The following is a 22,357-nucleotide window of genomic DNA, read 5'->3' on the forward strand; positions in this document are numbered from 1 at the left end:
TGAAACTATGTGATTTAGCATGCCGCACACGCTAAAAATTAATGTTGGCGACAAATATACAAAACTCTGCTAAACTGATAAGGCTTTTTATCTTCATGTGCTAAAGCAGATGAAGATGACATCCAAGCCTGATCGGAAACCAGGCAAACAAGAAGGAGTCCTGTCATGAAGCAAGGTATTCATCCAAATTATGTAGAGTGCACAGTACGCTGCACGTGCGGCAATACATGGCAAACACACTCTACTAAATCTGAGCTTACTATCGATTTATGCGATAAGTGCCACCCGTTCTATACCGGTCAACAAAAGCTCGTTGACACCGGTGGACGTGTTCAGCGCTTCTCTAACAAATTCGGTGGAGCTGCTGCAGCTCAACTTAAGGCTGCTCAAGAAGCTAAAGAGGCAAAAGCTGCTAAAGCTGCAGAAGAAGCAGCTGCTCAAAAAGCTGCTGCCGAAGAAAAAGCTGCTAAAAAAGCAAAACGTGCTGCTGAGTTTGAAAAGCGCGCTGCAGCTAAAGCAGCTAAAGAAGCTGCAAAGCAACAGGCAGACGCTGCTGCTGCTCAAGATGCAGTTGAGCAAGCTGCCGATAAAACAGAAGACGCAGCAAAGGATGCTGAATAACAGCAGTTTTGCGCTCTGTTAACCTACCGAACTTACATATGCCGGTATCAGGAGCACCTATCTGAATAAGAAGGTGCTCTTTTTTCAGAGAAATTTTCTTCGTGAACTTGTAGATATTGCAAGCATCCATCTGTTATTGGGCATATAGTAGTTTGTACCTACTTTTGTACCTAACTTTATGTTCTTCGTTACAGCTTTGAGGAGCTCATATGCGTGACAAACTTGAAAAGCTCATTGCCGCTTATGCCGAGCTTGAAAAGAAAATGATCGATCCTGCAATTGTTGCCGATCCAAAAGAATATGCTCGTATAGCAAAAGAGCACGCACGCCAAGGCGATCTTGTTGCGCGTGCACGCGAATATCTTCAAGCACTTGATGACATTGAAGCAGCTAAAGAAATGCTTCACGATGCCGATGCAGACGAGCGAGAAATGTTGCAGGAAGATATTGCTGCAAACGAAGAGAAGCTTCCAGCGCTTGAAGACGAAATTAAGATCATGCTTATTCCGGGCGATCCCAACGATGAAAAAGATACTATCGTAGAAATTCGCGCAGGTGTTGGCGGAGATGAGGCAGCTATTTTTGCTGGTGATCTGTACAAAATGTACGAGCGCTTTGCTGAAAGTAAAAATTGGAAAGTTGAGATTCTCTCGTCGAGCCCTTCAGAAGTGGGCGGCTTTAAGACCATTGAATTTAAAATGCTGGGCGAAAAAGTATATTCTGTTATGAAATACGAGTCAGGTGTACATCGTGTTCAGCGCGTTCCAAAAACCGAAAGCCAAGGTAGAATTCAAACTTCAACCGCAACGGTTGCCGTTTTACCTGAGGCTGATGAAATTGATATTCAAATTGATCCCACCGATTTACGCATAGACACCTATTGCGCGTCAGGCCCTGGTGGTCAGTGCGTCAATACTACGTATTCTGCTGTTCGTATAACGCACCTACCAACAAATACAGTTGTACAGTCGCAAGATCAGCGTTCTCAAATTCAAAACCGAGAAGTTTGTATGCAAATGCTACGCGCTCGCCTGTATGAGATGGAACTCGAAAAACAGCAAGAAGAGCAGGGTGCTGCGCGTCTTTCACAAATTGGACACGGCAATCGTTCCGAGAAAATCAGAACGTACAATCAGCCGCAAGATCGTGTAACCGACCATCGTATTGGCTTTAATGCAACGTATAACGGTGTTCTGCTTGGAGATACGCTTATTTCTATCATCGAAGCCCTTGCTGCAGCTGAGCGTGCCGAAAAACTTGCAAAAGCCGTGTAAATAAACGTATGAATCAAACTGTCTGGACTATCAAATCAATTCTTTTGTGGACAACAGCCTACTTAACAAAAAAGCACGATGAACACCCTCGTTTATCAGCAGAAATACTGTTAAGTTCTGTTATGGGGTTTTCTCGCGTTGAACTCTATTTACACTATGATCAAGTGTTAGATGCAGATCAACTTAGCGCTATGCATCAGCGTGTAGAAGCGCGTTCTCAGGGAAAACCTCTTCAGTATATTACGGGAGAAATGCCGTTCAGACATATTATTATGCAATGCAAGCCTGGTGTTTTGATCCCTCGTCCCGAAACAGAAGTCTTGGTAGATATTGGAATCGCTGCACTTAAAGAGGCTCATGAATACCATCGTCAGCCACGCGTGTTAGAGATAGGAACAGGAAGTGGCTGTATTGCTTTATCGCTTGCGTCCGAGGTGGACAGCTGTACGGTACTTGCTACCGATGTTTCTCAAGACGCTTTAGAGTTAGCTCAACGTAATTGTCAGGCGCTTCATTTGGAGCATCGCGTAACGTTTGTTTCTTGTAGCATCGCGCAAGGCGTTAATCCATCTTATTATGGCCAATTTGACCTGCTTATTTCTAATCCGCCCTATGTTCCAACCTCGGTGGTTAAAACTTTACCTGCCGAAGTTGCTCTGTTTGAGCCTCATCTAGCTTTAGATGGAGGCAAAGACGGTCTTGATGTCTTTCAAAAAATTTTGGAAACCGCGCCACATATGCTGCGCCCTGGTGGTATGTTATGTGTTGAGCTTTTTGAAGATAATGTTGACAAAGCCCAAGCACTCTGTGTTGCTTCAGGCGTTTGGCAAAAAGTTTATATTGAACGCGACCTAACACATCGCAAGCGTTTTTTGGTTGCTCGGTTAAAGGGAGATTTTGGAGCTATGACCACGCAGGAACACCAGTTAAAAGCCCAACGTGAAAACAAGATTGTAAAGGTTGACCAGAATAATCCCGATCCACAGATTATTGATAAGGCGGCCGATGTTCTTGCACACGAAGGTGTCATTATTACTCCCACCGATTCTGTGTATGGTATAGGCTGTGTTGCTTTGCCTCATAACGCTGCGCATAAGAGAACTTTTGAAATTAAACATCGAGATCTTCGACAAACGCTTCCCTGGCTTATAGGAGATGAGTCCGACCTCATGCGCTATGCAGTAGATGTCCCTGCATGGGCACAAAAGTTAGCGCATACGTTTTGGCCTGGCGCTTTGACCTTGGTGGTAAAAGCATGTGATGACGTTCCTCAAGAATACGTTCACGCGGATAATAAAACTATTGCTCTGCGTTTGCCAGACTCCAATGTTGTTCGCGCGCTTGCACGTAAGCTGTCATGTCCGTTGGCTATTACCAGCGCAAATACACACGGTGCTGATGCAGCTATTTCGGGAGCCACGCTTGAAGATCGCCTGATAGATGAGGTTGATTTGGTGCTAGACGCAGGATCTGCACCTTTGGCAGTTGCTTCAACTATTGTTGATTGCACGCAATCGACTCCTAAAATTTTAAGAATTGGTGCAATTGATCCTCATGATATTATGGAGGCACTTAGCGCCCAAGCATAGTGGTACGCTATAAGCGTAGAAAAATTGTACATACTTATAGAAAGGCTGCATCATGAAAGTTGCCATCGGTTCAGATCATGCTGGTTTCGAGCAAAAACCTGCGCTTGTTGAATGGCTTACATCGCTTGGCTACGAAGTTATTGATTTAGGCCCTACAACAGATGCTCGTTGTGATTACCCCGATTTTGCTGATAAAGTTGCACGTTATGTTGCAAAAGGAAAAGCAGATCGAGGTATTTTAATATGCGGCACTGGTATTGGAATGGCTATAACTGCAGATAAAGTTAAAGGTGTTCGCGCAAGCTGTATTCAAACGCCTCATTTTGCCCACTTGTTCCGCGAGCACAATAACGGAAATGTTGTTTGCATATCGGGTCGTTTTACCCCGTACGAAATAAATCGCGATATTGTTAAAGAGTTTCTTACCACCGAGTTTGCAGGTGGTCGTCATGCTGGCCGTGTTGATAAAATCATGCGCGAAGATGACGATGCATTTTGCGGTGTGTGCGCGTAACTCAAGGTTTGCAAAGCCAGCTTACGCGCTTGATAGTTGGTTATCATAACAAGTGGAGCTTTGTTTCCACTTGCACAGAGCACGTCAGAAAGGACGCATCATGGAATTTGACAGCAAACGTTTTACGATTATTGATCATCCGCTTGTACAGCATAAATTGCATCTTCTTCGCGATGAAAATACGTCAACAAAACAATTTCGCGAGCTGGTAAGCGAGCTTGCTATTTTTGAAGGCTATGAAGCTATGCGCGATTTTCCTTTGGAAGACGTTGATGTTAAAACTCCATTAGAGGTTGCTCACTGTAAAAAGATTTCGGGCAAAAAAGTTGCCATCATTCCAATTTTACGTGCCGGTTTGGGAATGGTCGATGGTATTTTGCAACTTACTCCGTCAGCACGTGTTGGTCATGTTGGTATGTATAGAGACCCCGATACTCATGAGCCTCATCAGTACTATTGCAAGTTCCCCGAGGATATCGAAAACCGTACCTGCTTAGTGGTTGATCCTATGCTTGCAACTGGAGGCTCTCTTACTGCTGCTATTCATTTTCTGCGTGAGGCAGGTGTAAAAGATATTCGCGCGCTCACCTTGGTGTCTGCACCCGAAGGCGTTAAAGCAACGCTTGACTTTGATAAGGATGTCCGCCTGTTTACGTGCGCTCTTGATCGTCAACTTAATGAACACGCCTATATTCTTCCTGGTTTAGGCGATGCGGGCGACCGTATTTATGGAACTAAATAAAAGGCACAACGCAGGTTGTATATTGTTTTGTTGACATCTATCGTGTTGTGGTTTGGCTCAACAACACAAACTGCTATGCCTATTACCAGCTCATTTAAGTCAAATGATTAACGTTTGAAGTATACCTATAATGCCTATGTCATTATAGGTATACGTGTATATGTGCGCATTTTGTATCAAATGCGTGATGATACTTTCAGGTAATGGACAAGCTAAAGAGATAAGACTAGACTTTCTAAACTTGGTTAAGGAATTGGTTCTTGCCATATGTATTTATGTTTTGCGCGGCTGTATACTAGTGTGTGTTACGCGTACGTATTGCATAAGGGAAAGACCAAATATGGATGAGTTTACAACAATTTTAGCGGGATTTATATGGTCGGTTGTGGTAACTCTTTCATCCCTTATCGTGGTTGAAATATGTTATCGGTCTACGTGCGATGTAAAAAAGCGAAGCACATGGGCTTTTGGTAGTACTATAATTTCATTCGTATTGCTTGTGATAAGCATGTTTGTTGTGTACATATACGAGTTAGCATCGGTGCTTTATTTTGGTGTGGCACTTGTATGCGGATTTGTAGTATGTTGGCTTATTGAGACAATGTATATATGTTGTAGGTTTAAGCATACGCAGGTAAAAGGAAAAGGGGTGAACAATGAATCCGCTGTCTAACTTATCGGAAGCTATGGATGAGCTTATTAACAGTTTTATGGCTCAGACGGTTTTTGGTTCAAGTTCATGGGGTATGACGCAGTACATTTTTTGGATGTTTGTTGCAATCATCGTCTATGTTGTTGTTATATTTCAGTTCAAAAAACGTCAAGCGGAGAGTTTTGTTCCTCACGGTTGGTTTGTAAATCTTGTTGAACTCGCTATTGACTTTGTTAGAAATGACATGTGCAAAAGTGTGTTAGGTGCAACGTGGAAAAAACACTTTCCTTTTCTTGCGACAGTTTTTTTCTTTGTGTTATTTAATAATTTGATGGGTCTTATTCCTGGCTGTAAACCTGGAACAGGAACTATGGGTGTAACTATTGCTGTTGCAACCTGCTCATTTTGCTATTTTGTAGTAGTTGGTTGTAAACTTAAAGGAGTGTGGGGCTACATTAAAAGCCTAGCCCCCGAAGGCGTTGCACTTCCTTTACAGTTGCTCTTGGGCATAATCGAAGCGTTCTCTACATTTTTACGCCTTATTACTTTGGCTGTTCGTTTATTTTGTAATATGTTTGCAGGACACGTTGTTATGGGTACGTTTGCAGTACTTGCTGCACTGTTTGTCGAGCCCATGCTGCAAGATGTTACCGCTCAGACAATGGCAAATGCTTCAACTTCAATTTTTTGGGTTGGAGTATTGTTAGCTATATATATGGTTGAAATACTTGTTGCGGTAATTCAAGCATATGTATTTACGCTGCTTTCTACCGTCTATATTCAATTGGTAGAATCCGAGCATTAGTCAGGCATTACATATTGGTGTGTGTATGCGCGCGCCAATTAATGTGGACTCGTTCTTAAAAGAACGAATGAAAAAGGAGGAACTGTGGGTGTTTTAGGATATGCAGTATGTGTTTTGGGCGCTGCAGGAGGAATTGGTTTGGCAGCATCAAGCGCTATGAAATCTATGGCTCGCCAACCAGAAGTACAAGGTCGTCTGTTTACCACCTTCATTCTTGCGTCTGCATTTATTGAAGCATTGGCATTGATCGGCTTTGTTGTAACTCTTATTGTTAAATAAGGATGTACCAAGAATGTCAGGTAAAGGCATGAAATTTTACAATCACTCGTTGATTACCAAAACTGCAGGTGTCACTGTTTCGATGATGCTTGGAGCTTCGGTGTGCGGCGCAACTTTGGCGTTTGCAACCACACCTGGTGGAGCAGATATCCTTCTGCCTAAGCCTGCAGAATTTTTGCCGGCACTTGCAGCTTTCTTAGTCGTTTGGTTTATTATGGCTCGTTTTGCGTGGCCCTCTATTGTAAAAATGATGGAAAAGCGCGAGCTAAAAATTAAAGGCGATCTTGACAGCGCTGAAGAGGCAAAGCTTAAAGCGGAACAAGATCGTAAAGAAAGCGCTAAAACAATCGGCGATGCACAAATTAAAGCTGCCGAAATTATTGCAACAGCAAAACGCGAAGCCGAACAAGAACGCGAGCATATTCTTGCTGATGCGCAGCGTAATGCTTCGGGTCTTATCGAGAAAGCACGTGATGCAATTACCACAGAGCGTCATAAGGCAATGATTGAACTTTCTGGCTTTGTTGTTGATTTGTCGGTAGAAATTGCAGGCAAAATTATCGGAAATAGTTTAAGTGAAGCACAACAACGAGATCTTGCAGAACATTACCTCCACGAGGTAGGTGCAAAACATGACGAAGAGCAAGCATAGCGACGAGCGCAAATCTGAGGAATACGCGCGTGCATTGATGGACGCTGCGCAAAAAGAAGGTCGCTTAAATGATGACCTTGTGCAGTGGAAGCATGCAGCTAAGTTTTCTTCTGAGGTTTTTGAAACTATTCGTGCAATGTACGATGCAAACGATCTTGGTTTGGTAACTAACGTAGAAAATGCATATAAGCATATCTTAGATACGCATGACAATACTGTTTTCGTGACAGTTACCACAGCTGTTGCTATGGATGACGAACTTCGCAATAAAGTTTGTGACTACATGTCAAAGCTTGTAAAAGCGCCTGTGTTCCTCGTAGAACGTGTTGATAAATCCATTATTGGTGGTCTTATCGTTGAGGTAAAAGGTAATCGCTATGATGCGTCTGTTCGTTCTCAGCTTGCAACAATTAGAAAGAAACTTTCTCAAACGTACACGGGAAGTGAGATGTAATGACTGACAAAATAAGTTCAGACCTTATAATTGACGGGCTTCGTCGTCAACTCTCACAAATTAATGCAACTGTAGATCGCCAACAGGCATCAGTTGTTACCGAGGTCGGCGATGGTATTGCCCATATCTCGGGCCTTAAAGCAGCTATGGCAGGCGAACTGTTGCAGTTTACCAGCTCATCCTCGGGCAAAAGTGTGTACGGTCTTGCACAAAACCTAGACGAAGACGAAATTGGAGCCGTTTTATTTGGCGATGTTAACTCAATTCGTGAAGGCGACGAGTGTCGTACTACAGGACACGTTATGTCTATTCCCGTTGGCCGCGCTATGCTTGGTCGCGTGGTTAACCCGCTTGGTGTTCCTATCGATGGTTTGGGCGCAATTCCAACTACGCATGAACGTCCAATTGAATTTAAAGCACCAGGAATTATGGAACGCCAGCCTGTATGCGAACCAGTACAAACGGGTCTTTTGGCAATTGATGCTATGGTTCCAATTGGTCGAGGGCAGCGTGAGCTTATCATTGGTGATAGAAAAACAGGTAAAACAGCTATCGCTATTGATGCAATTGTTAACCAGCTCAACACCGATATGATTTGTATTTATGTTGCTATTGGTCAAAAGGCATCAACCGTTGCTTCTATTCGAGAGACGCTTCATCAAAAAGGTGTTCTTGATAAAACAATTATTGTTGCAGCTACTGCAGCTGATTCGGCTCCTTTGCAATACATTGCACCTATGTCGGGAGCTGCTATCGGTGAGTACTTTATGTATAACGATGTAAACGGTAATCCTGCAGATGAAAACCACCCTGGTGGTCATGTGCTTGTTGTATATGACGATCTCTCAAAGCAAGCTGTTGCATACAGACAAATGTCGTTAACATTGCATCGTCCACCTGGACGTGAGGCATATCCTGGTGATATTTTCTATCTGCATTCTCGTTTGCTTGAGCGCGCGTGCAAACTTAGTGATGCACGTGGTGCAGGTTCGCTTACGGCACTTCCTATCATTGAAACTCAAGAGGGCGATGTTTCGGCTTATATTCCAACCAACGTAATTTCTATTACCGATGGTCAGATTTATTTGCAATCTAACCTCTTCTTCCAGGGTCAGCGTCCTGCTGTAGACGTTGGAATTTCCGTTTCTCGTGTAGGTGGTGCTGCACAAATTAAATCTATGAAGCAAGTTGCAGGTACGCTTCGTCTTGATTTGGCAAGTTATCGTGAAAAGCAAGCTTTCTCGCAATTTGGTTCCGATTTGGACGCCACCACACAGTATCAGCTTACTCATGGTGCACACATGACCGAAATGCTTAAGCAACCACGCTATCACGCGCTTGACGTAGCGGATCAGGTTCTTACCATTTATGCTGCTAAGGAAGATTTCCTCGACGATATCGACCTTGTTCATGTTCCTCTCTTTAGAGATGAGCTGGCAAAATTTATGAAACTTGAGCACGATGACATTCGTCAAAAAGTTGTCGCACAAAAGATTGACGATGAACTTGCAGCACAAATTAAAGCTGCACTTACAGAGTTCAAAGAGAAGTTTATGCTTAAGCATGCTAATAAAGAGGTTTCGGTAGACGTTATTGAGCAAGCGGAATATACAGCTCAAGCCGAAGAAGCTGAGCAGAACGCGGAGCAGGAGTAACGTCTTATGGCAAATCTTCGCGAGTTACAAAGGCGTATGAATTCAATTACGTCAACTATGCAGATTACGCGCACGATGTCGATGATTTCAACGGCGCGTATTCAGCATGCGCTTGCAAATGCCGAGGCTGCTGCTGCATATAAGGACGCTATTACCAACATGCTCTCTCATGTCGCATGTGCTCATTTTGACACGGCGCAGCCACTGTTGGCTACTCATGAAGAAGAAAAGAACGTTCTTTTTATCCTTATAGCATCTGATCGTGGCTTGGCTGGAGGTTTTAATTTACAACTTCAGCATGAAGTTGAGCATCGTATGAAGGCTCTTCATGCAAAGGGGATAGGCACATCACTTATTACCTGTGGTAGAAAGCCAACCGAGTATTTTACGTTTCGCGGTGTCAAACCCGACGTTTCATTTGTGGGGATTTCTTCTGAACCAACAAGCGATGAGGCCGATCGTATTGCTTCGTTTGTGATGAATGGCTATATCGAGCAAAGCATAGACCGTGTTATGCTTATGTATTGGCATGCTAAAAACCGTGTTGATCAGGTTCCAGTGTACGAGGAACTTTTACCTGTTAGCCGTGAGCGTTTACGCATGCCTAACCAGCCCCGCGTTGAAAAGGCAGTATCTACGGTAAAACCACAGCCGTATACCTTGTATGACTTTGAACCTTCTGCACAGGTTGTGCTTCATGATTTAATGCCAGCCTATCTTAAAACGGTTATCTTTCATGCATTGCTTGATAGCGCTGCTGCCGAACATGGTGCCAGACGTCGAGCCATGCAATCAGCTACAGATAGTGCTCAAGACATGCTTAACAGTTTGTCGCGCACGTATAATCGTGAGCGCCAAGGAGCTATTACAACTGAGCTCAATGAAATTATCGGTGGTGCTTCCGCATTGGAGGACAACTAATGGAACAAGTTATGAACGCTGAACATACGCTTTTAGAGAATGCTGCACGCAATCAGCATAACCGCAGTGTTGGTGAAGGTGTTATTGTTCGTATTGTAGGGCCTGTTGTAGATGTTAAATTCTCAAAGGATCTCCCTAACATTTATACAGCGCTTAAAGTTGACGCTCAAACGCCACAAGGTCGTGTCAAAACCATCTTGGAAGTAGAATCACAGCTTCCTGGAGGCGTGGTACGTACCGTTGCTATGTCGTCTACCGATGGTTTACAACGTGGCCTTAAAGTACATGATACGGGTCATCCTATGATGATGCCCGTAGGTAAGTCTACGTTGGGTCGCGTGTGGAATGTTATGGGTGAGCCAGTTGATGGTAAGGGCATTCCTTCCGACGTTGATTATTATCCTATTCATCATCCAGCGCCTGCATTTGATGAGTTAACCACTCAAACCGAAATTTTTGAAACAGGCATTAAGTCCATCGACTTACTTGAGCCTTATGTTCGTGGTGGAAAGACTGGTTTGTTTGGTGGTGCTGGTGTTGGTAAAACTGTTTTAATTCAGGAATTGATCAATAACCTTGCTCAAGAGCACGGCGGTACTTCAGTGTTTACGGGCGTTGGCGAGCGTACTCGTGAGGGTACCGATCTCTATCTAGAAATGACCGAATCGGGCGTTATTAATAAAACTTGTTTGGTCTATGGACAGATGAATGAGCCACCTGGAGCACGTTTACGCGTCGGTCTTGCAGGTCTTACAACTGCAGAATATTTCCGCGACCAAGGTCAAGATGTTCTGCTCTTTATTGATAACATCTTCCGCTTTTCTCAAGCTGGATCAGAAGTTTCTGCATTGTTAGGACGTATGCCATCTGCAGTAGGTTATCAGCCTACGCTTGCAACCGAGATGGGAGACCTTCAAGAGCGTATTACCTCTACAAAAGAAGGTTCCATTACATCGGTACAGGCTGTATATGTTCCTGCTGACGACTTAACAGACCCTGCGCCTGCAACAACGTTTACGCACCTCGATGCTACAACCGTTTTGTCGCGTTCCATTACCGAGCTTGGTATTTATCCCGCTGTAGATCCACTTGCAAGCTCGTCTTCGGCGCTAGATCCATCTATTGTTGGTGAAGAACACTATCGTGTTGCTATGGCTGTTCAAGAGATTTTGCAGCAGTATTCAGATCTGCAAGATATTATTGCAATTTTGGGTATGGACGAGTTATCCGAAGAACAGCAGCTTGTTGTTGCTCGTGCTCGTAAAATCCAGCAGTTCCTCTCGCAATCCTTCCATGTTGCAGAGAAGTTTACTGGTAATCCTGGACAATATGTTTCGGTAAAGGATACTGTTCGTTCGTTTGCAGCAATTATTGATGGTGAATGTGACGACTTACCAGAACAGGCGTTTCGTTACGCGGGAACTATCGAAGACGTACGCAGACGCGCGGAAGCCATGAAAGATAGTACGCACTAAGTAAGTTTTACTACACGAATTGGGAGATACAATCACAATGGCCGAGTTAACATGCCAATTTGTTCGACCTGACAAACTCATATATGAAGGTCTCGTCAAGAGTCTCATTTTGGTTACAAAAAACGGTGAGCTTGGCGTGTGGCCTGGTCATGCAAACGAGATTTGTTCGCTTGGTGATGGTGTTGTACGCCTGCACCATCTTGATGAAGATGGTGGCGGCACTGATAACGTTGTGGTATCGGGAGGCTATGCCGAAATCGGTCCTGATGGTGTTATTATTCTTGCCGACCATGCCCGTCTTGCAAATGATATTGATCCCGATGTGGTTACTGAAACCAGACAAAAAGCACTTGATGCGCTTGAAAATTTGGATGACAGTGATAATCGTAGTGCCTATTACGAACAAAAAATCAAATGGTGTAATATGCTTCTAAAGGAAGAACAAAAACTAAGAGAGGGTTAATATTTCTTTAGTTTATTGTTGTTGCATTCATTTTATATATGCGTAAGTTACGTTTATAACGCTTAAGAGCATTGCATATGCAATGCTCTTTTGTTATTCTTCTTCACGCATATTTAACCTTCTTTTTGCGGGCGGGAAAATGTGCAGTTGCTGCATTTTGGGAGTAAAATAAACATAGATACTTACTAAAACCTGAACATGAGTATATCCAAGGAGGAAGCATGGAAGTCATACGTGTTGAAGGCGGCTATCCTATAACAGGAGAAGTGGCTGTTGAAGGAGCAAAAAATTCCGCGCTCAAGCTTATGGCTGCAACTATATTGGCTCCTGGCGTTACCACGCTTACCAATGTACCTGATATTTCTGATGTACATGTAATGGGTAAAGTACTTACTTATTTAGGTGCTAAAATTACGGTAAAAAATTTACACGAACTCGAAATTGATACAACCAATATTAACCGTTGGGATGCACCCTATCATCTTGTTGCTCAAATGCGCGCTTCAACTGCTGTTTTAGGACCTCTTCTTGCTCGTTTCCATAAAGTTGTTGTTGCTATGCCAGGCGGCTGCAATATTGGTGCTCGAAAAATCGATATGCATATTTTAGGTTTAGAAGCCTTGGGAGTTACCTTTGATATTAACCACGGTAATATTCATGCCAAGGATGAGCACGGACTTCGCGGCACCCTGGTTTCTTTGGAATTTCCAAGTGTTGGTGCAACCGAAAATCTTATGATGGCTTCTGTGCATGCGCAAGGTGTAACCACCATTGAAAATGCTGCTCGTGAGCCCGAAATTGTTGACTTGGCTAACTTTCTTCAAGAAATGGGTGCAAAAATTAAAGGAGCAGGTACGCCCATTATCGAGATCGAGGGCGTGTCAGAGGAGCTTCATCCTGTTGAATGCCATAAGGTAGTTGGCGACCGTATCGAAGCAGGAACATTTATTGCGCTTGGCGGTTTATGCGGAGATCCCGTTGAAGTTAAAGGATTTAATCCTAAGCATTTATCACTTGTATTAAAAAAGTACGAGATGATGGGTTTGTCTATCGAACAAGGAAACGATTTTGTACGTGTTCAACGCAAACAGCCTATCAATTCTGTTGATATCCAAACATTACCGTATCCTGGTTTTCCCACTGACATGCAGGCGCAAACCGTCTGTCTTTTGGCTCTTGGCAATTCCAGTTGTGTTGTAACCGAAAATGTATTTGAAAACCGCTTCATGTTTGCAAGTGAGCTACAGCGTATGGGTGCCGATATTCGTCTTGAAGGTCACCATGCCGTTATTCACGGAATTTCTCGTTTCTCTGGTACCGATGTTAAATCGCCCGATTTGCGCGGAGGTGCTGCGCTTGTGATGGCGGGTCTTGTAGCAGACGGTTACACTACGGTTTCTGCGATACAGCATATTGATAGAGGATATGAAAACTTTGTTCCAAAACTACAGAAGTTGGGTGCTCATATTCAAAGGTTGCAGGTAGCAGACGAAGAAATGTAGGCATTTTATGTATACAATTCGCGCCTTAAGCGATTAAAATGTGTGCTGACGCAGATCTTTAATTACAATGAAATAAAATAACTATATGTGGTACATGTCCTAAAGACGTATTACAGTGTGCAATATCGGATGGGGATTCATTGCATAGGGAGAGAGATTATGTCCAACACGACAGAAAACGCGTGGCATCGCTTAACCATGGCGAGCGAAGATTATTTAGAAACTATATACCGCATCATGCAGGAAGAAAATGCTTTTGATGGGATTCGATCAAAAGATGTTGCAGATCAGCTTGAAGTTTCAAAAGCAAGTGTTAATAAAGCACTAAATGTTCTCAAAGAAAACGGCTATGTTGAACAGAATCGTTATGGTCGCATTCAGCTAACCACTACAGGTAAAGAATATGCTGCTCATATTTGGCGTTGCCATCGTATGATTCGTTCATTTTTGGTGCAGGATTTAGGTGTAACAAGCGAAATTGCCGATAACGAAGCTTGTCTTATGGAGCATGCTATTTCAACTGATACACAAAACAGATGGCTTGCCTATTTGGATAAGCAGGGCATAACTATTGAGGAATAGTAGAAAACTATTGGTATAGAAGCCTTTCGTGGACTTTAGTACTTTTGTCTGTTTTGTGCTACCGTATCAAATAGATATACGGTTAGTATAAACTTTTATGCATACATATTCTTTTATGCAAACTAATAAGGCATAAAAATTATCCGTGCATTTGTGTATCGGTGCAATCACCGTGTAAGAAAGGAACCACTATGAAGGCCATTATTCCTGCGGCAGGACTTGGTACTCGCTTTTTACCTGCTACTAAAGTAACTCCAAAGGAATTATTGCCGGTTCTTAACAAACCCGTTATTCAATATGTCGTAGAAGAAGCGCTTGAGCCCGATGACGTTGACGGTGTAGTTATTATCAATTCTCACGAAAAGCCTCAGATAGATTCTTATTTCCAACATAACGAAATTCTTGAACGGTATTTGAACGATCGTGCAAAGAATGCAGAAGCTCAGATGGTGCAAGAATCTGAATCTTTGCCGATAAACTTTGTATATCAAGATAAGCCGTTAGGCCTAGGTCATGCAGTTCATTGCGCGGCACCCTATACCAACGACGAACGCTTTTTTGTGTTGTTAGGCGATTATTTTGTTCCCGATCGTCAAATGTGCGTGCGCATGAAACAAATTTCAGACGAACATGCAGGTGCATCTGTTATTGCGGTTGCTTGTGTTCCCCAAGATCAGGTAAGCAGGTACGGTATCATTGCAGGTGAGCAGGTGGGCACGCTTAAAGGTTATGAAAGCGCCGCCTCAGATGAAGAGGGTGCTGTTTGGAAGATTTCTGGTTTGGTCGAAAAACCAAAGCCCGAAGAAGCACCTAGCCACCTATTTATTGTTGGCCGTTATTTGCTAACTCCACGCGTAATGGAGCTGCTTGCAACTCAAGGCGTGGGCGCTGGCGGAGAAATTCAGCTTACCGATGCTATGGAGCGCGTGCTTGCCGAAGAAGAAATGTACGCACTGGTTGTCGACATTAACGAAGGTTGCGACACGGGAACTCCAGCCGCTTGGGCTGCAACAAACGCTCGTATAGCTCTGCTTAATCCCGAGATTCGTCCAAAGTTCATTGAGGCTCTTAATGATGACGCTCTCTCAGTTTTAAAATCGGCACTGTAGTGGATAGTACGATAAAGACAGCAATGAAAACAGCAATGAACATGATCATAGATTTGGCATTATATATGTCAACACACTCTATAATCGGTGCATTTTGCAACAATTCAGCCAGAACGTTTTTAGGTAATCGAAATGAATATTGTACATTTTGGATCTAATGGCTGGCATGCTCGTTTTGATGAAGCTTTCACACCTCAAGCTCTTTATAGTGTTGCTCTGACGCTTGCTCGTATATATGAGGCTGAAAAAACTCGCTCAACTATTCTTGTAGGCTACGATACCAGAAATCAATCGCGCATGCTTGCCTATGTTGTAGCTGCGACGATGGCCGATCAGGGATTTTATGTTCGCGTTTTGAATTATGCGGTAACAACTCCCATGATAAGTTTTATGATGAGCGATTCCTCTTATGCACTGGGTATTATGCTTTCTGGTGCCGATTATGCGGGAACTTACGGCGGCGTCGTGTTGCGCGCGCGTGGAGGCGGCCTTGTTGCTGCTAACATATGGTCTCAGCTTGACGGCCTTGTTGAACAGGCAATTCCCGATGAAACGCAACAGTTTATCACAGCACTTACCAATCACGAAATTGCTTTAGAAGACCTTGATCACACGAGCAATGCCCCGCGTCAAGATGTGCGTTCGCTCTATAAAAAAGAGATTCTTACCTTTGTAAAAAACATGGCACCACATGGTTTGTACCGTCCACTTACCGTTGTGCTCGACTATATGCATGGAGCAACAAGCGGCATTGCTGCCGAATTGTTTGAGGCTCTTGGCTGTAAAGTTATTACCACACGCCAAGACGCGCGCGATGATTTTGGCGGCGTACATCCCTGTCCAATTAAACCGTGGACTAAACATAGCTATGAAGCTTTACGCTCAGTGCAGGCTGATGTAGCAGTTATTTATGATGGTGACGGGATGCGTTTTAGCTTAATAGATAACGAAGCCCAGCAAGTGCCGCTTCACCTTATTGCTCCATGTATTCTTGATTTTCTCGTACGCTTTTGTGGCGAGCATGGACGCGTGGTAACTACACAGGCTAGCTCAGTAAGAATCTGCCGTCTTGCCGAACGGCTTAACTGCGAAACAAGCATTGTGCCCGTAGGTTACGCGCGCATTGCCGATGAACTTACCGAAGGCGACGTCTTACTAGCCTCTGATGAATATGCAGGTATATGTGTTCCTGGTTTTGGTATATGGCGCGATGGCATTTTAGCGTCGCTGCTTGTAATTCGCTATCTGCAAATGAAAAACGAACCGCTTCATACAATTATTGCCACGATGAGCTCAGACCTTGGCAATATGGACTATATCCGAAAAGATTTACGCCTCGATCCAGCCAAAATGCAAACATTTTCTACCATGCTACCTGGCGTTAACCCTGCAAGTATTGCGCAAAAAACTCCTTGTGCAGTAAGTCATGCCGATGGTTTACGTCTTGCGTTTGACGATGGATCATGGATTATGCTACGTCCTTCTCGTACGCAGCCTACAGTTCGTATTTATGCCGAAGCGCCTAATTTAGCCGAGAGAAATGAGCTCTTACGCGCAGCATATGCGCTTGCCCAAAGTAAGCTTTAGAAATATGTTGTCCGCGGTACGGTGGGCGAGGGCTTGCAATCTTAGTTCCGTAGAATTGTTTCTAAAATATGTACATGATATGAAGAAACAAGGTGTAGATTTAAATATATTGATATAAAACAGTTCTTGTTTTCTAAGTCTGTTGCATATCAACTACCCCTCGAAGTTATAAAAGACCAGCTTATAACACCTATAGTGCAATAATACATATCCAATAATTGATGGATTCCCTCCCTAATTGTGTCGATGACGTGAAGACTTAAATTCTCGCACACATTGCCTATTGTTTCGCGTATAGTAATTCCTCGCGCCGCACAGACACTACATTGTCTTGTGAGCGCACACTGAACCTTGAAAACTGGATACTGTGATTGAGAAATCATAAAAGATAGCTAAGCAAATTCGAATTTATATAAGTATTTATACGTCAATTTTTTCGAACCAAGCGAATCCAGATCAGCGATCATATGAGCAAGATAAACACTTCTTAATTTTGATTGAAAACTGAAGCAATTCAGTTTATTTCATTTTGAATGGAGAGTTCGATCCTGGCTCAGGATGAACGCTGGCGGCGCGCCTAACACATGCAAGTCGAACGGTTAAAGCATCTTCGGATGTGTATAAAGTGGCGAACGGCTGAGTAACACGTGGGCAACCTGCCCTTTGCACTGGGATAGCCTCGGGAAACCGAGGTTAATACCGGATACTCCATATTTGTCGCATGGCGAATATGGGAAAGCTCCGGCGGCAAAGGATGGGCCCGCGGCCTGTTAGCTAGTTGGTGGGGTAGTGGCCTACCAAGGCAATGATGGGTAGCCGGGTTGAGAGACCGACCGGCCAGATTGGGACTGAGACACGGCCCAGACTCCTACGGGAGGCAGCAGTGGGGAATCTTGCACAATGGGCGAAAGCCTGATGCAGCGACGCCGCGTGCGGGATGAAGGCCTTCGGGTTGTAAACCGCTTTCAGCAGGGACGAGGCCGCAAGGTGACGGTACCTGCAGAAGAAGCCCCGGCTAACTACGTGCCAGCAGCCGCGGTAATACGTAGGGGGCAAGCGTTATCCGGATTCATTGGGCGTAAAGCGCGCGTAGGCGGTCTGTTAGGTCAGGAGTTAAATCTGGGGGCTCAACCCCTATCCGCTCCTGATACCGGCAGGCTTGAGTCTGGTAGGGGAAGATGGAATTCCAAGTGTAGCGGTGAAATGCGCAGATATTTGGAAGAACACCGGTGGCGAAGGCGGTCTTCTGGGCCATGACTGACGCTGAGGCGCGAAAGCTAGGGGAGCGAACAGGATTAGATACCCTGGTAGTCCTAGCTGTAAACGATGGACACTAGGTGTGGGGAGATTATACTTTCCGTGCCGCAGCTAACGCATTAAGTGTCCCGCCTGGGGAGTACGGTCGCAAGACTAAAACTCAAAGGAATTGACGGGGGCCCGCACAAGCAGCGGAGCATGTGGCTTAATTCGAAGCAACGCGAAGAACCTTACCAGGGCTTGACATTTAGGTGAAGCAGTGGAAACACTGTGGCCGAAAGGAGCCTAAACAGGTGGTGCATGGCTGTCGTCAGCTCGTGTCGTGAGATGTTGGGTTAAGTCCCGCAACGAGCGCAACCCTTGTCGCATGTTGCCAGCGGTTCGGCCGGGCACCCATGCGAGACCGCCGGCGTTAAGCCGGAGGAAGGTGGGGACGACGTCAAGTCATCATGCCCCTTATGTCCTGGGCTGCACACGTGCTACAATGGCCGGCACAGAGGGCTGCTACTGCGCGAGCAGAAGCGAATCCCTAAAGCCGGTCCCAGTTCGGATTGGAGGCTGCAACTCGCCTCCATGAAGTCGGAGTTGCTAGTAATCGCGGATCAGCACGCCGCGGTGAATGCGTTCCCGGGCCTTGTACACACCGCCCGTCACACCACCCGAGTCGTCTGCACCCGAAGTCGTCGGCCTAACCCGCAAGGGAGGGAGGCGCCGAAGGTGTGGAGGGTAAGGGGGGTGAAGTCGTAACAAGGTAGCCGTACCGGAAGGTGCGGCTGGATCACCTCCTTTCTAGGGAGAATAAGCTCTACTAGATTGTTATTACCTTTTATACAGTGTGTCTTGCCGTTAAATTTCGCTGATCATCTTTTATCTTCAATTACAGTGTTCAGTCTTCAGGGCTCAATGCCTTGTGTGTACCTTGAGAGCTGTATAGCGTAACAAACGATAATTTTCTTATTTAAGAAGAAGATCGCATCTGATCGCATCAATGAGAAATCATTGATAGTGTATGTATGTACCAAACCATTGATAGATAAGATGGTAAGGGCACACGGTGGATGCCTTGGCACAGGAAGCCGATGAAGGACGTGACAAGCTGCGATAAGCTACGGTTAGGGGCACATACCCGCTTGATCCGTAGATTTCCGAATGGGTAAACCTAATAAGAGTCATTTCTTATTACAGTGCGTTGAACACATAGACGCATCTGAGACAACCTGGGGAACTGAAACATCTAAGTACCCAGAGGAAAATAAATCAAACGAGATTCCGCTAGTAGTGGCGAGCGAACGCGGACAAGGGCCAAACCACAGGTCGCGAAAGCTCTTGTGGGGTTGTAGGGTCACAAATTGTACAGTAAGAAAATTTCTTAGAAGCAAAACGGTCTGGGAAGGCCGGCAAGATAGGGTAAAAGCCCCGTACGCGAATCTAAGAAATCTGTCTTGTGATACCTGAGTACTGCCGGACACGTGAAACCCGGTGGGAATCTGGGGGGACCACCCTCCAAGCCTAAATACTCTCCTGTGACCGATAGTGAACCAGTACCGTGAGGGAAAGGTGAAAAGCACCCCGGAAGGGGAGTGAAATAGTACCTGAAACCGTGTGCTTACAAGCAGTTGGAGCAAGATTTTTCTTGTGACAGCGTGCCTTTTGTAGAATGAGCCAGCGAGTTACGGTGTGTGGCAAGGTTAAGCTAAAAAGCGAGCCGAAGCGACAGCGAGTCTTAATTGGGCGTTTTAGTCGCACATCGTAGACGCGAAGCCAAGTGATCTATCCATGAGCAGGCTGAAGCGGGGGTAAGACCCCGTGGAGGGCCGAACCCACCTAGGTTGAAAACTGGGGGGATGACTTGTGGATAGGGGTGAAAGGCCAATCAAACTTGGAGATATCTCGTTCTCCTCGAAATAGCTTTAGGGCTAGCCTCGGATGTTTACCTGCGGAGGTAGAGCACTGGATGATTGCGGGGGCTTCACCGCCTACCAACATCAACCAAACTCCGAATGCCGTATGGTCTAGAATCCGGGAGTCAGAACATGTGGGCTAAGCCGTGTGTTCGAAAGGGAAACAGCCCAGACCGTCCGCTAAGGTCCCCAAATTTATGCTAAGTGGCAAAGGATGTGCGTTTGCTCAGACAACCAGGATGTTGGCTTAGAAGCAGCCATTCATTTAAAGAGTGCGTAATAGCTCACTGGTCGAGTGAACATGCGCCGACAATATACGGGGCTAAGCATAGTACCGAAGCGACGGACTAGTTTTACTAGTGGTAGAGGAGCTTTCCGTCTGGAGTGAAGCTGTGGGGTAACCCATGGTGGACCGGCCGGAAGTGAGAATGCTGGCATGAGTAACGAGAGAGATGTGAAAAACATCTCCGCCGTAAACCCAAGGTTTCCTGGGCAAGGCTAATCCTCCCAGGGTCAGTCGGGAGCTAAGGCAAGGCCGGAAGGCGTAGTCGATGCACAGCAGGTAGATATTCCTGCACCTCCGACGCAACATTATTACCAATGGGGTGACGAAGAAGGGTAGCTCAGCGGGGTTCTGGATGTCCCCGTGAGATCACGTAGGCTACAAGGTAGTGAAATGCGCCTTGTATTAAAGCTGAGGTGAAGGACGAAACGATTGAGCGAAGTGAGTGAGCCCATACTTCCGAGAAAAACCTCTAGGGAGTTGCTAGGAGCCCGTACCGCAAACCGACACAGGTGGGTGGGTAGAACATACCAAGGCGATCGGGAGAACTATGGTTAAGGAACTCGGCAAAATAACCCCGTAACTTCGGGATAAGGGGTGCCATCTTAGGTGATAAGATTTACTCTTTGAGCTTTTGGTGGTCACAGTAAAGAGGTCCAAACGACTGTTTATCAAAAACACAGGACTCTGCTGAAGTCGTAAGACGACGTATAGGGTCTGACGCCTGCCCGGTGCCGGAAGGTCACGAGGAGTTGTTAGCATTTGCGAAGCAGCGAATCTAAGCCCCGGTAAACGGCGGCCGTAACTATAACGGTCCTAAGGTAGCGAAATTCCTTGTCGGGTAAGTTCCGACCTGCACGAAAGGCGTAACGATTTGGACACTGTCTCAACCATAGACCCGGTGAAATTGCACTAGTCGTGAAGATGCGACTTACCCGCGGAAGGACGGAAAGACCCCGTGAACCTTTACTGCAGCTTGACATTGGCTGCCGGTTCGTCGTGTAGAGGATAGGTGGGAGACTGTGAACTGGAGACGCCAGTCTTCAGGGAGTCACCCTTGGAATACCACCCTCGACGTTTCGGCATCCTAACCCTTCGCCGTAATCCGGGAAGGGGACCGTGTCAGGTGGGTAGTTTGACTGGGGCGGTCGCCTCCTAAAATGTAACGGAGGCGCACGTAAGGTCTGCTCAGGATGGTCGGCAATCATCCTTTTGAGTGCAAGAGCATAAGCAGGCTTAACTGCGAGACAAACAAGTCGAGCAGATGGGAAACCAGGTTCTAGTGATCCGGCGGCTCAGAGTGGAATGGCCGTCGCTCAACGGATAAAAGGTACTCCGGGGATAACAGGCTGATCTTCCCCAAGAGTCCACATCGACGGGAAGGTTTGGCACCTCGATGTCGGCTCATCGCATCCTGGGGCTGGAGCAGGTCCCAAGGGTATGGCTGTTCGCCATTTAAAGCGGTACGCGAGCTGGGTTCAGAACGTCGTGAGACAGTTCGGTCCCTATCCTCCGTGGGCGTAGGAAAATTGAGGGAGGCTGCCCCTAGTACGAGAGGACCGGGGTGGACGGACCTCCGGTGTACGGGTTGTTAACCAATAGCATTGCCCGGTAGCTGAGTCCGGTTGGGATAACCGCTGAAAGCATCTAAGCGGGAAGCCCATCCCAAGATGAGTTTTCCTTTTGGTAAGACCCCTTGTAGACAACAAGGTGATAGGCTTCAGGTGTACGTGTGGTAACGCACTTAGCCGAGAAGTACTAATCGGTCGAGCTCTTTTCTATTCAATGTAGATCAAATGCGTCTTCTAATCAATTGTTATGCTGTATAGCTCTCAGAGTACATGCTCATGTGCTCTGATTGATAATTGAATGTCCCTCGTTGGTCAGCGATTTTGGCAGGGGAGGTACACCCGGTCCCATTCCGAACCCGGAAGTTAAGCCCCCTAGCGCCGATGGTACTGCGGAGTTAGTCCGTGGGAGAGCAGGACGTCGCTGACCAACGAGGGACATTTGTATATCGCGTGTCTTTGGTTGGATGTG

17 protein-coding genes and 3 rRNA genes are annotated in these 22,357 nt (G+C 45.6%); all 20 read left to right on the top strand.

Annotation, left to right across the window (positions count from 1 at the left end; translation table 11 throughout):
- The first annotated feature begins 165 nt into the window (after positions 1 to 165).
- The 20 genes from rpmE (at position 166) to rrf (ending at position 22,315) form a co-directional block, all read left to right on the top strand.
- Positions 166 to 621 carry a 50S ribosomal protein L31 gene (rpmE, locus tag AC5GD6_RS01935; RefSeq protein WP_006303286.1) on the top strand — a complete coding sequence of 152 codons (456 nt, stop codon included), beginning with the start codon at positions 166 to 168 and terminating at the stop codon, positions 619 to 621.
- 209 nt (positions 622 to 830) lie between these two features.
- Positions 831 to 1,895 (top strand): peptide chain release factor 1, encoded by a 1,065-nt coding sequence (gene prfA / locus AC5GD6_RS01940; protein WP_006303285.1) that lies wholly within the window; start codon positions 831 to 833, stop codon positions 1,893 to 1,895.
- An 8-nt stretch (positions 1,896 to 1,903) separates the two neighbouring features.
- Positions 1,904 to 3,484 carry a peptide chain release factor N(5)-glutamine methyltransferase gene (prmC, locus tag AC5GD6_RS01945; protein WP_491846122.1) on the top strand — a complete coding sequence of 527 codons (1,581 nt, stop codon included), beginning with the start codon at positions 1,904 to 1,906 and terminating at the stop codon, positions 3,482 to 3,484.
- Positions 3,485 to 3,536: 52 nt separating this feature from the next.
- Positions 3,537 to 3,998 carry a ribose 5-phosphate isomerase B gene (gene rpiB / locus AC5GD6_RS01950; RefSeq protein WP_491846123.1) on the top strand — a complete coding sequence of 154 codons (462 nt, stop codon included), beginning with the start codon at positions 3,537 to 3,539 and terminating at the stop codon, positions 3,996 to 3,998.
- A gap of 100 nt (positions 3,999 to 4,098) precedes the next feature.
- Complete coding sequence (gene upp, locus AC5GD6_RS01955; RefSeq protein WP_006303282.1) at positions 4,099 to 4,740, top strand: uracil phosphoribosyltransferase; 642 nt, start codon at positions 4,099 to 4,101, stop codon at positions 4,738 to 4,740.
- 656 nt (positions 4,741 to 5,396) lie between these two features.
- The gene (gene atpB, locus AC5GD6_RS01960; RefSeq protein WP_006303280.1) at positions 5,397 to 6,197 is read left to right on the top strand and encodes a F0F1 ATP synthase subunit A; all 801 of its coding nucleotides are present in this window, start codon (positions 5,397 to 5,399) and stop codon (positions 6,195 to 6,197) included.
- Between the two features lie 84 nt (positions 6,198 to 6,281).
- Positions 6,282 to 6,476 carry an ATP synthase F0 subunit C gene (atpE, locus tag AC5GD6_RS01965; RefSeq protein ID WP_006303279.1) on the top strand — a complete coding sequence of 65 codons (195 nt, stop codon included), beginning with the start codon at positions 6,282 to 6,284 and terminating at the stop codon, positions 6,474 to 6,476.
- A 13-nt stretch (positions 6,477 to 6,489) separates the two neighbouring features.
- Positions 6,490 to 7,128, top strand: a complete 639-nt coding sequence (gene atpF / locus AC5GD6_RS01970) for a F0F1 ATP synthase subunit B (RefSeq protein ID WP_061103058.1) — start codon at positions 6,490 to 6,492, stop codon at positions 7,126 to 7,128.
- Positions 7,109 to 7,582 (top strand): F0F1 ATP synthase subunit delta, encoded by a 474-nt coding sequence (locus AC5GD6_RS01975; RefSeq protein ID WP_006303277.1) that lies wholly within the window; start codon positions 7,109 to 7,111, stop codon positions 7,580 to 7,582. Before atpF ends, AC5GD6_RS01975 begins: the two co-directional genes overlap by 20 nt.
- Complete coding sequence (gene atpA, locus AC5GD6_RS01980) at positions 7,582 to 9,237, top strand: F0F1 ATP synthase subunit alpha (protein ID WP_311444148.1); 1,656 nt, start codon at positions 7,582 to 7,584, stop codon at positions 9,235 to 9,237. Before AC5GD6_RS01975 ends, atpA begins: the two co-directional genes overlap by 1 nt.
- Before the next feature lie 6 nt (positions 9,238 to 9,243).
- Complete coding sequence (gene atpG, locus AC5GD6_RS01985; RefSeq protein ID WP_276770539.1) at positions 9,244 to 10,158, top strand: ATP synthase F1 subunit gamma; 915 nt, start codon at positions 9,244 to 9,246, stop codon at positions 10,156 to 10,158.
- A gap of 11 nt (positions 10,159 to 10,169) precedes the next feature.
- Entirely contained in the window at positions 10,170 to 11,633 is a 1,464-nt protein-coding gene (gene atpD, locus AC5GD6_RS01990; RefSeq protein WP_050770500.1) for a F0F1 ATP synthase subunit beta, read from the top strand.
- A 37-nt stretch (positions 11,634 to 11,670) separates the two neighbouring features.
- Positions 11,671 to 12,096 carry an ATP synthase F1 subunit epsilon gene (gene atpC / locus AC5GD6_RS01995; protein WP_006303273.1) on the top strand — a complete coding sequence of 142 codons (426 nt, stop codon included), beginning with the start codon at positions 11,671 to 11,673 and terminating at the stop codon, positions 12,094 to 12,096.
- Between the two features lie 221 nt (positions 12,097 to 12,317).
- Positions 12,318 to 13,598 carry a UDP-N-acetylglucosamine 1-carboxyvinyltransferase gene (gene murA / locus AC5GD6_RS02000; protein ID WP_061103055.1) on the top strand — a complete coding sequence of 427 codons (1,281 nt, stop codon included), beginning with the start codon at positions 12,318 to 12,320 and terminating at the stop codon, positions 13,596 to 13,598.
- 159 nt (positions 13,599 to 13,757) lie between these two features.
- On the top strand, positions 13,758 to 14,180 hold the full coding sequence (locus tag AC5GD6_RS02005) for a metal-dependent transcriptional regulator (RefSeq protein ID WP_010241707.1): 423 nt from the start codon (positions 13,758 to 13,760) through the stop codon (positions 14,178 to 14,180).
- A gap of 191 nt (positions 14,181 to 14,371) precedes the next feature.
- The gene (locus AC5GD6_RS02010; RefSeq protein ID WP_416454389.1) at positions 14,372 to 15,289 is read left to right on the top strand and encodes a UTP--glucose-1-phosphate uridylyltransferase; all 918 of its coding nucleotides are present in this window, start codon (positions 14,372 to 14,374) and stop codon (positions 15,287 to 15,289) included.
- Positions 15,290 to 15,421: 132 nt separating this feature from the next.
- Positions 15,422 to 16,876 carry a phosphohexomutase domain-containing protein gene (locus AC5GD6_RS02015; RefSeq protein WP_491846124.1) on the top strand — a complete coding sequence of 485 codons (1,455 nt, stop codon included), beginning with the start codon at positions 15,422 to 15,424 and terminating at the stop codon, positions 16,874 to 16,876.
- A 530-nt stretch (positions 16,877 to 17,406) separates the two neighbouring features.
- A 16S ribosomal RNA gene (locus AC5GD6_RS02020) occupies positions 17,407 to 18,922 on the top strand.
- A gap of 242 nt (positions 18,923 to 19,164) precedes the next feature.
- A 23S ribosomal RNA gene (locus tag AC5GD6_RS02025) occupies positions 19,165 to 22,099 on the top strand.
- A 100-nt stretch (positions 22,100 to 22,199) separates the two neighbouring features.
- Positions 22,200 to 22,315, top strand: a 5S ribosomal RNA gene (rrf, locus tag AC5GD6_RS02030).
- The 16S, 23S and 5S rRNA genes sit together here, the layout of an rRNA operon.
- Positions 22,316 to 22,357 lie beyond the last annotated feature (42 nt).

The sequence above is a fragment of the Fannyhessea sp. genome (assembly GCF_986145555.1).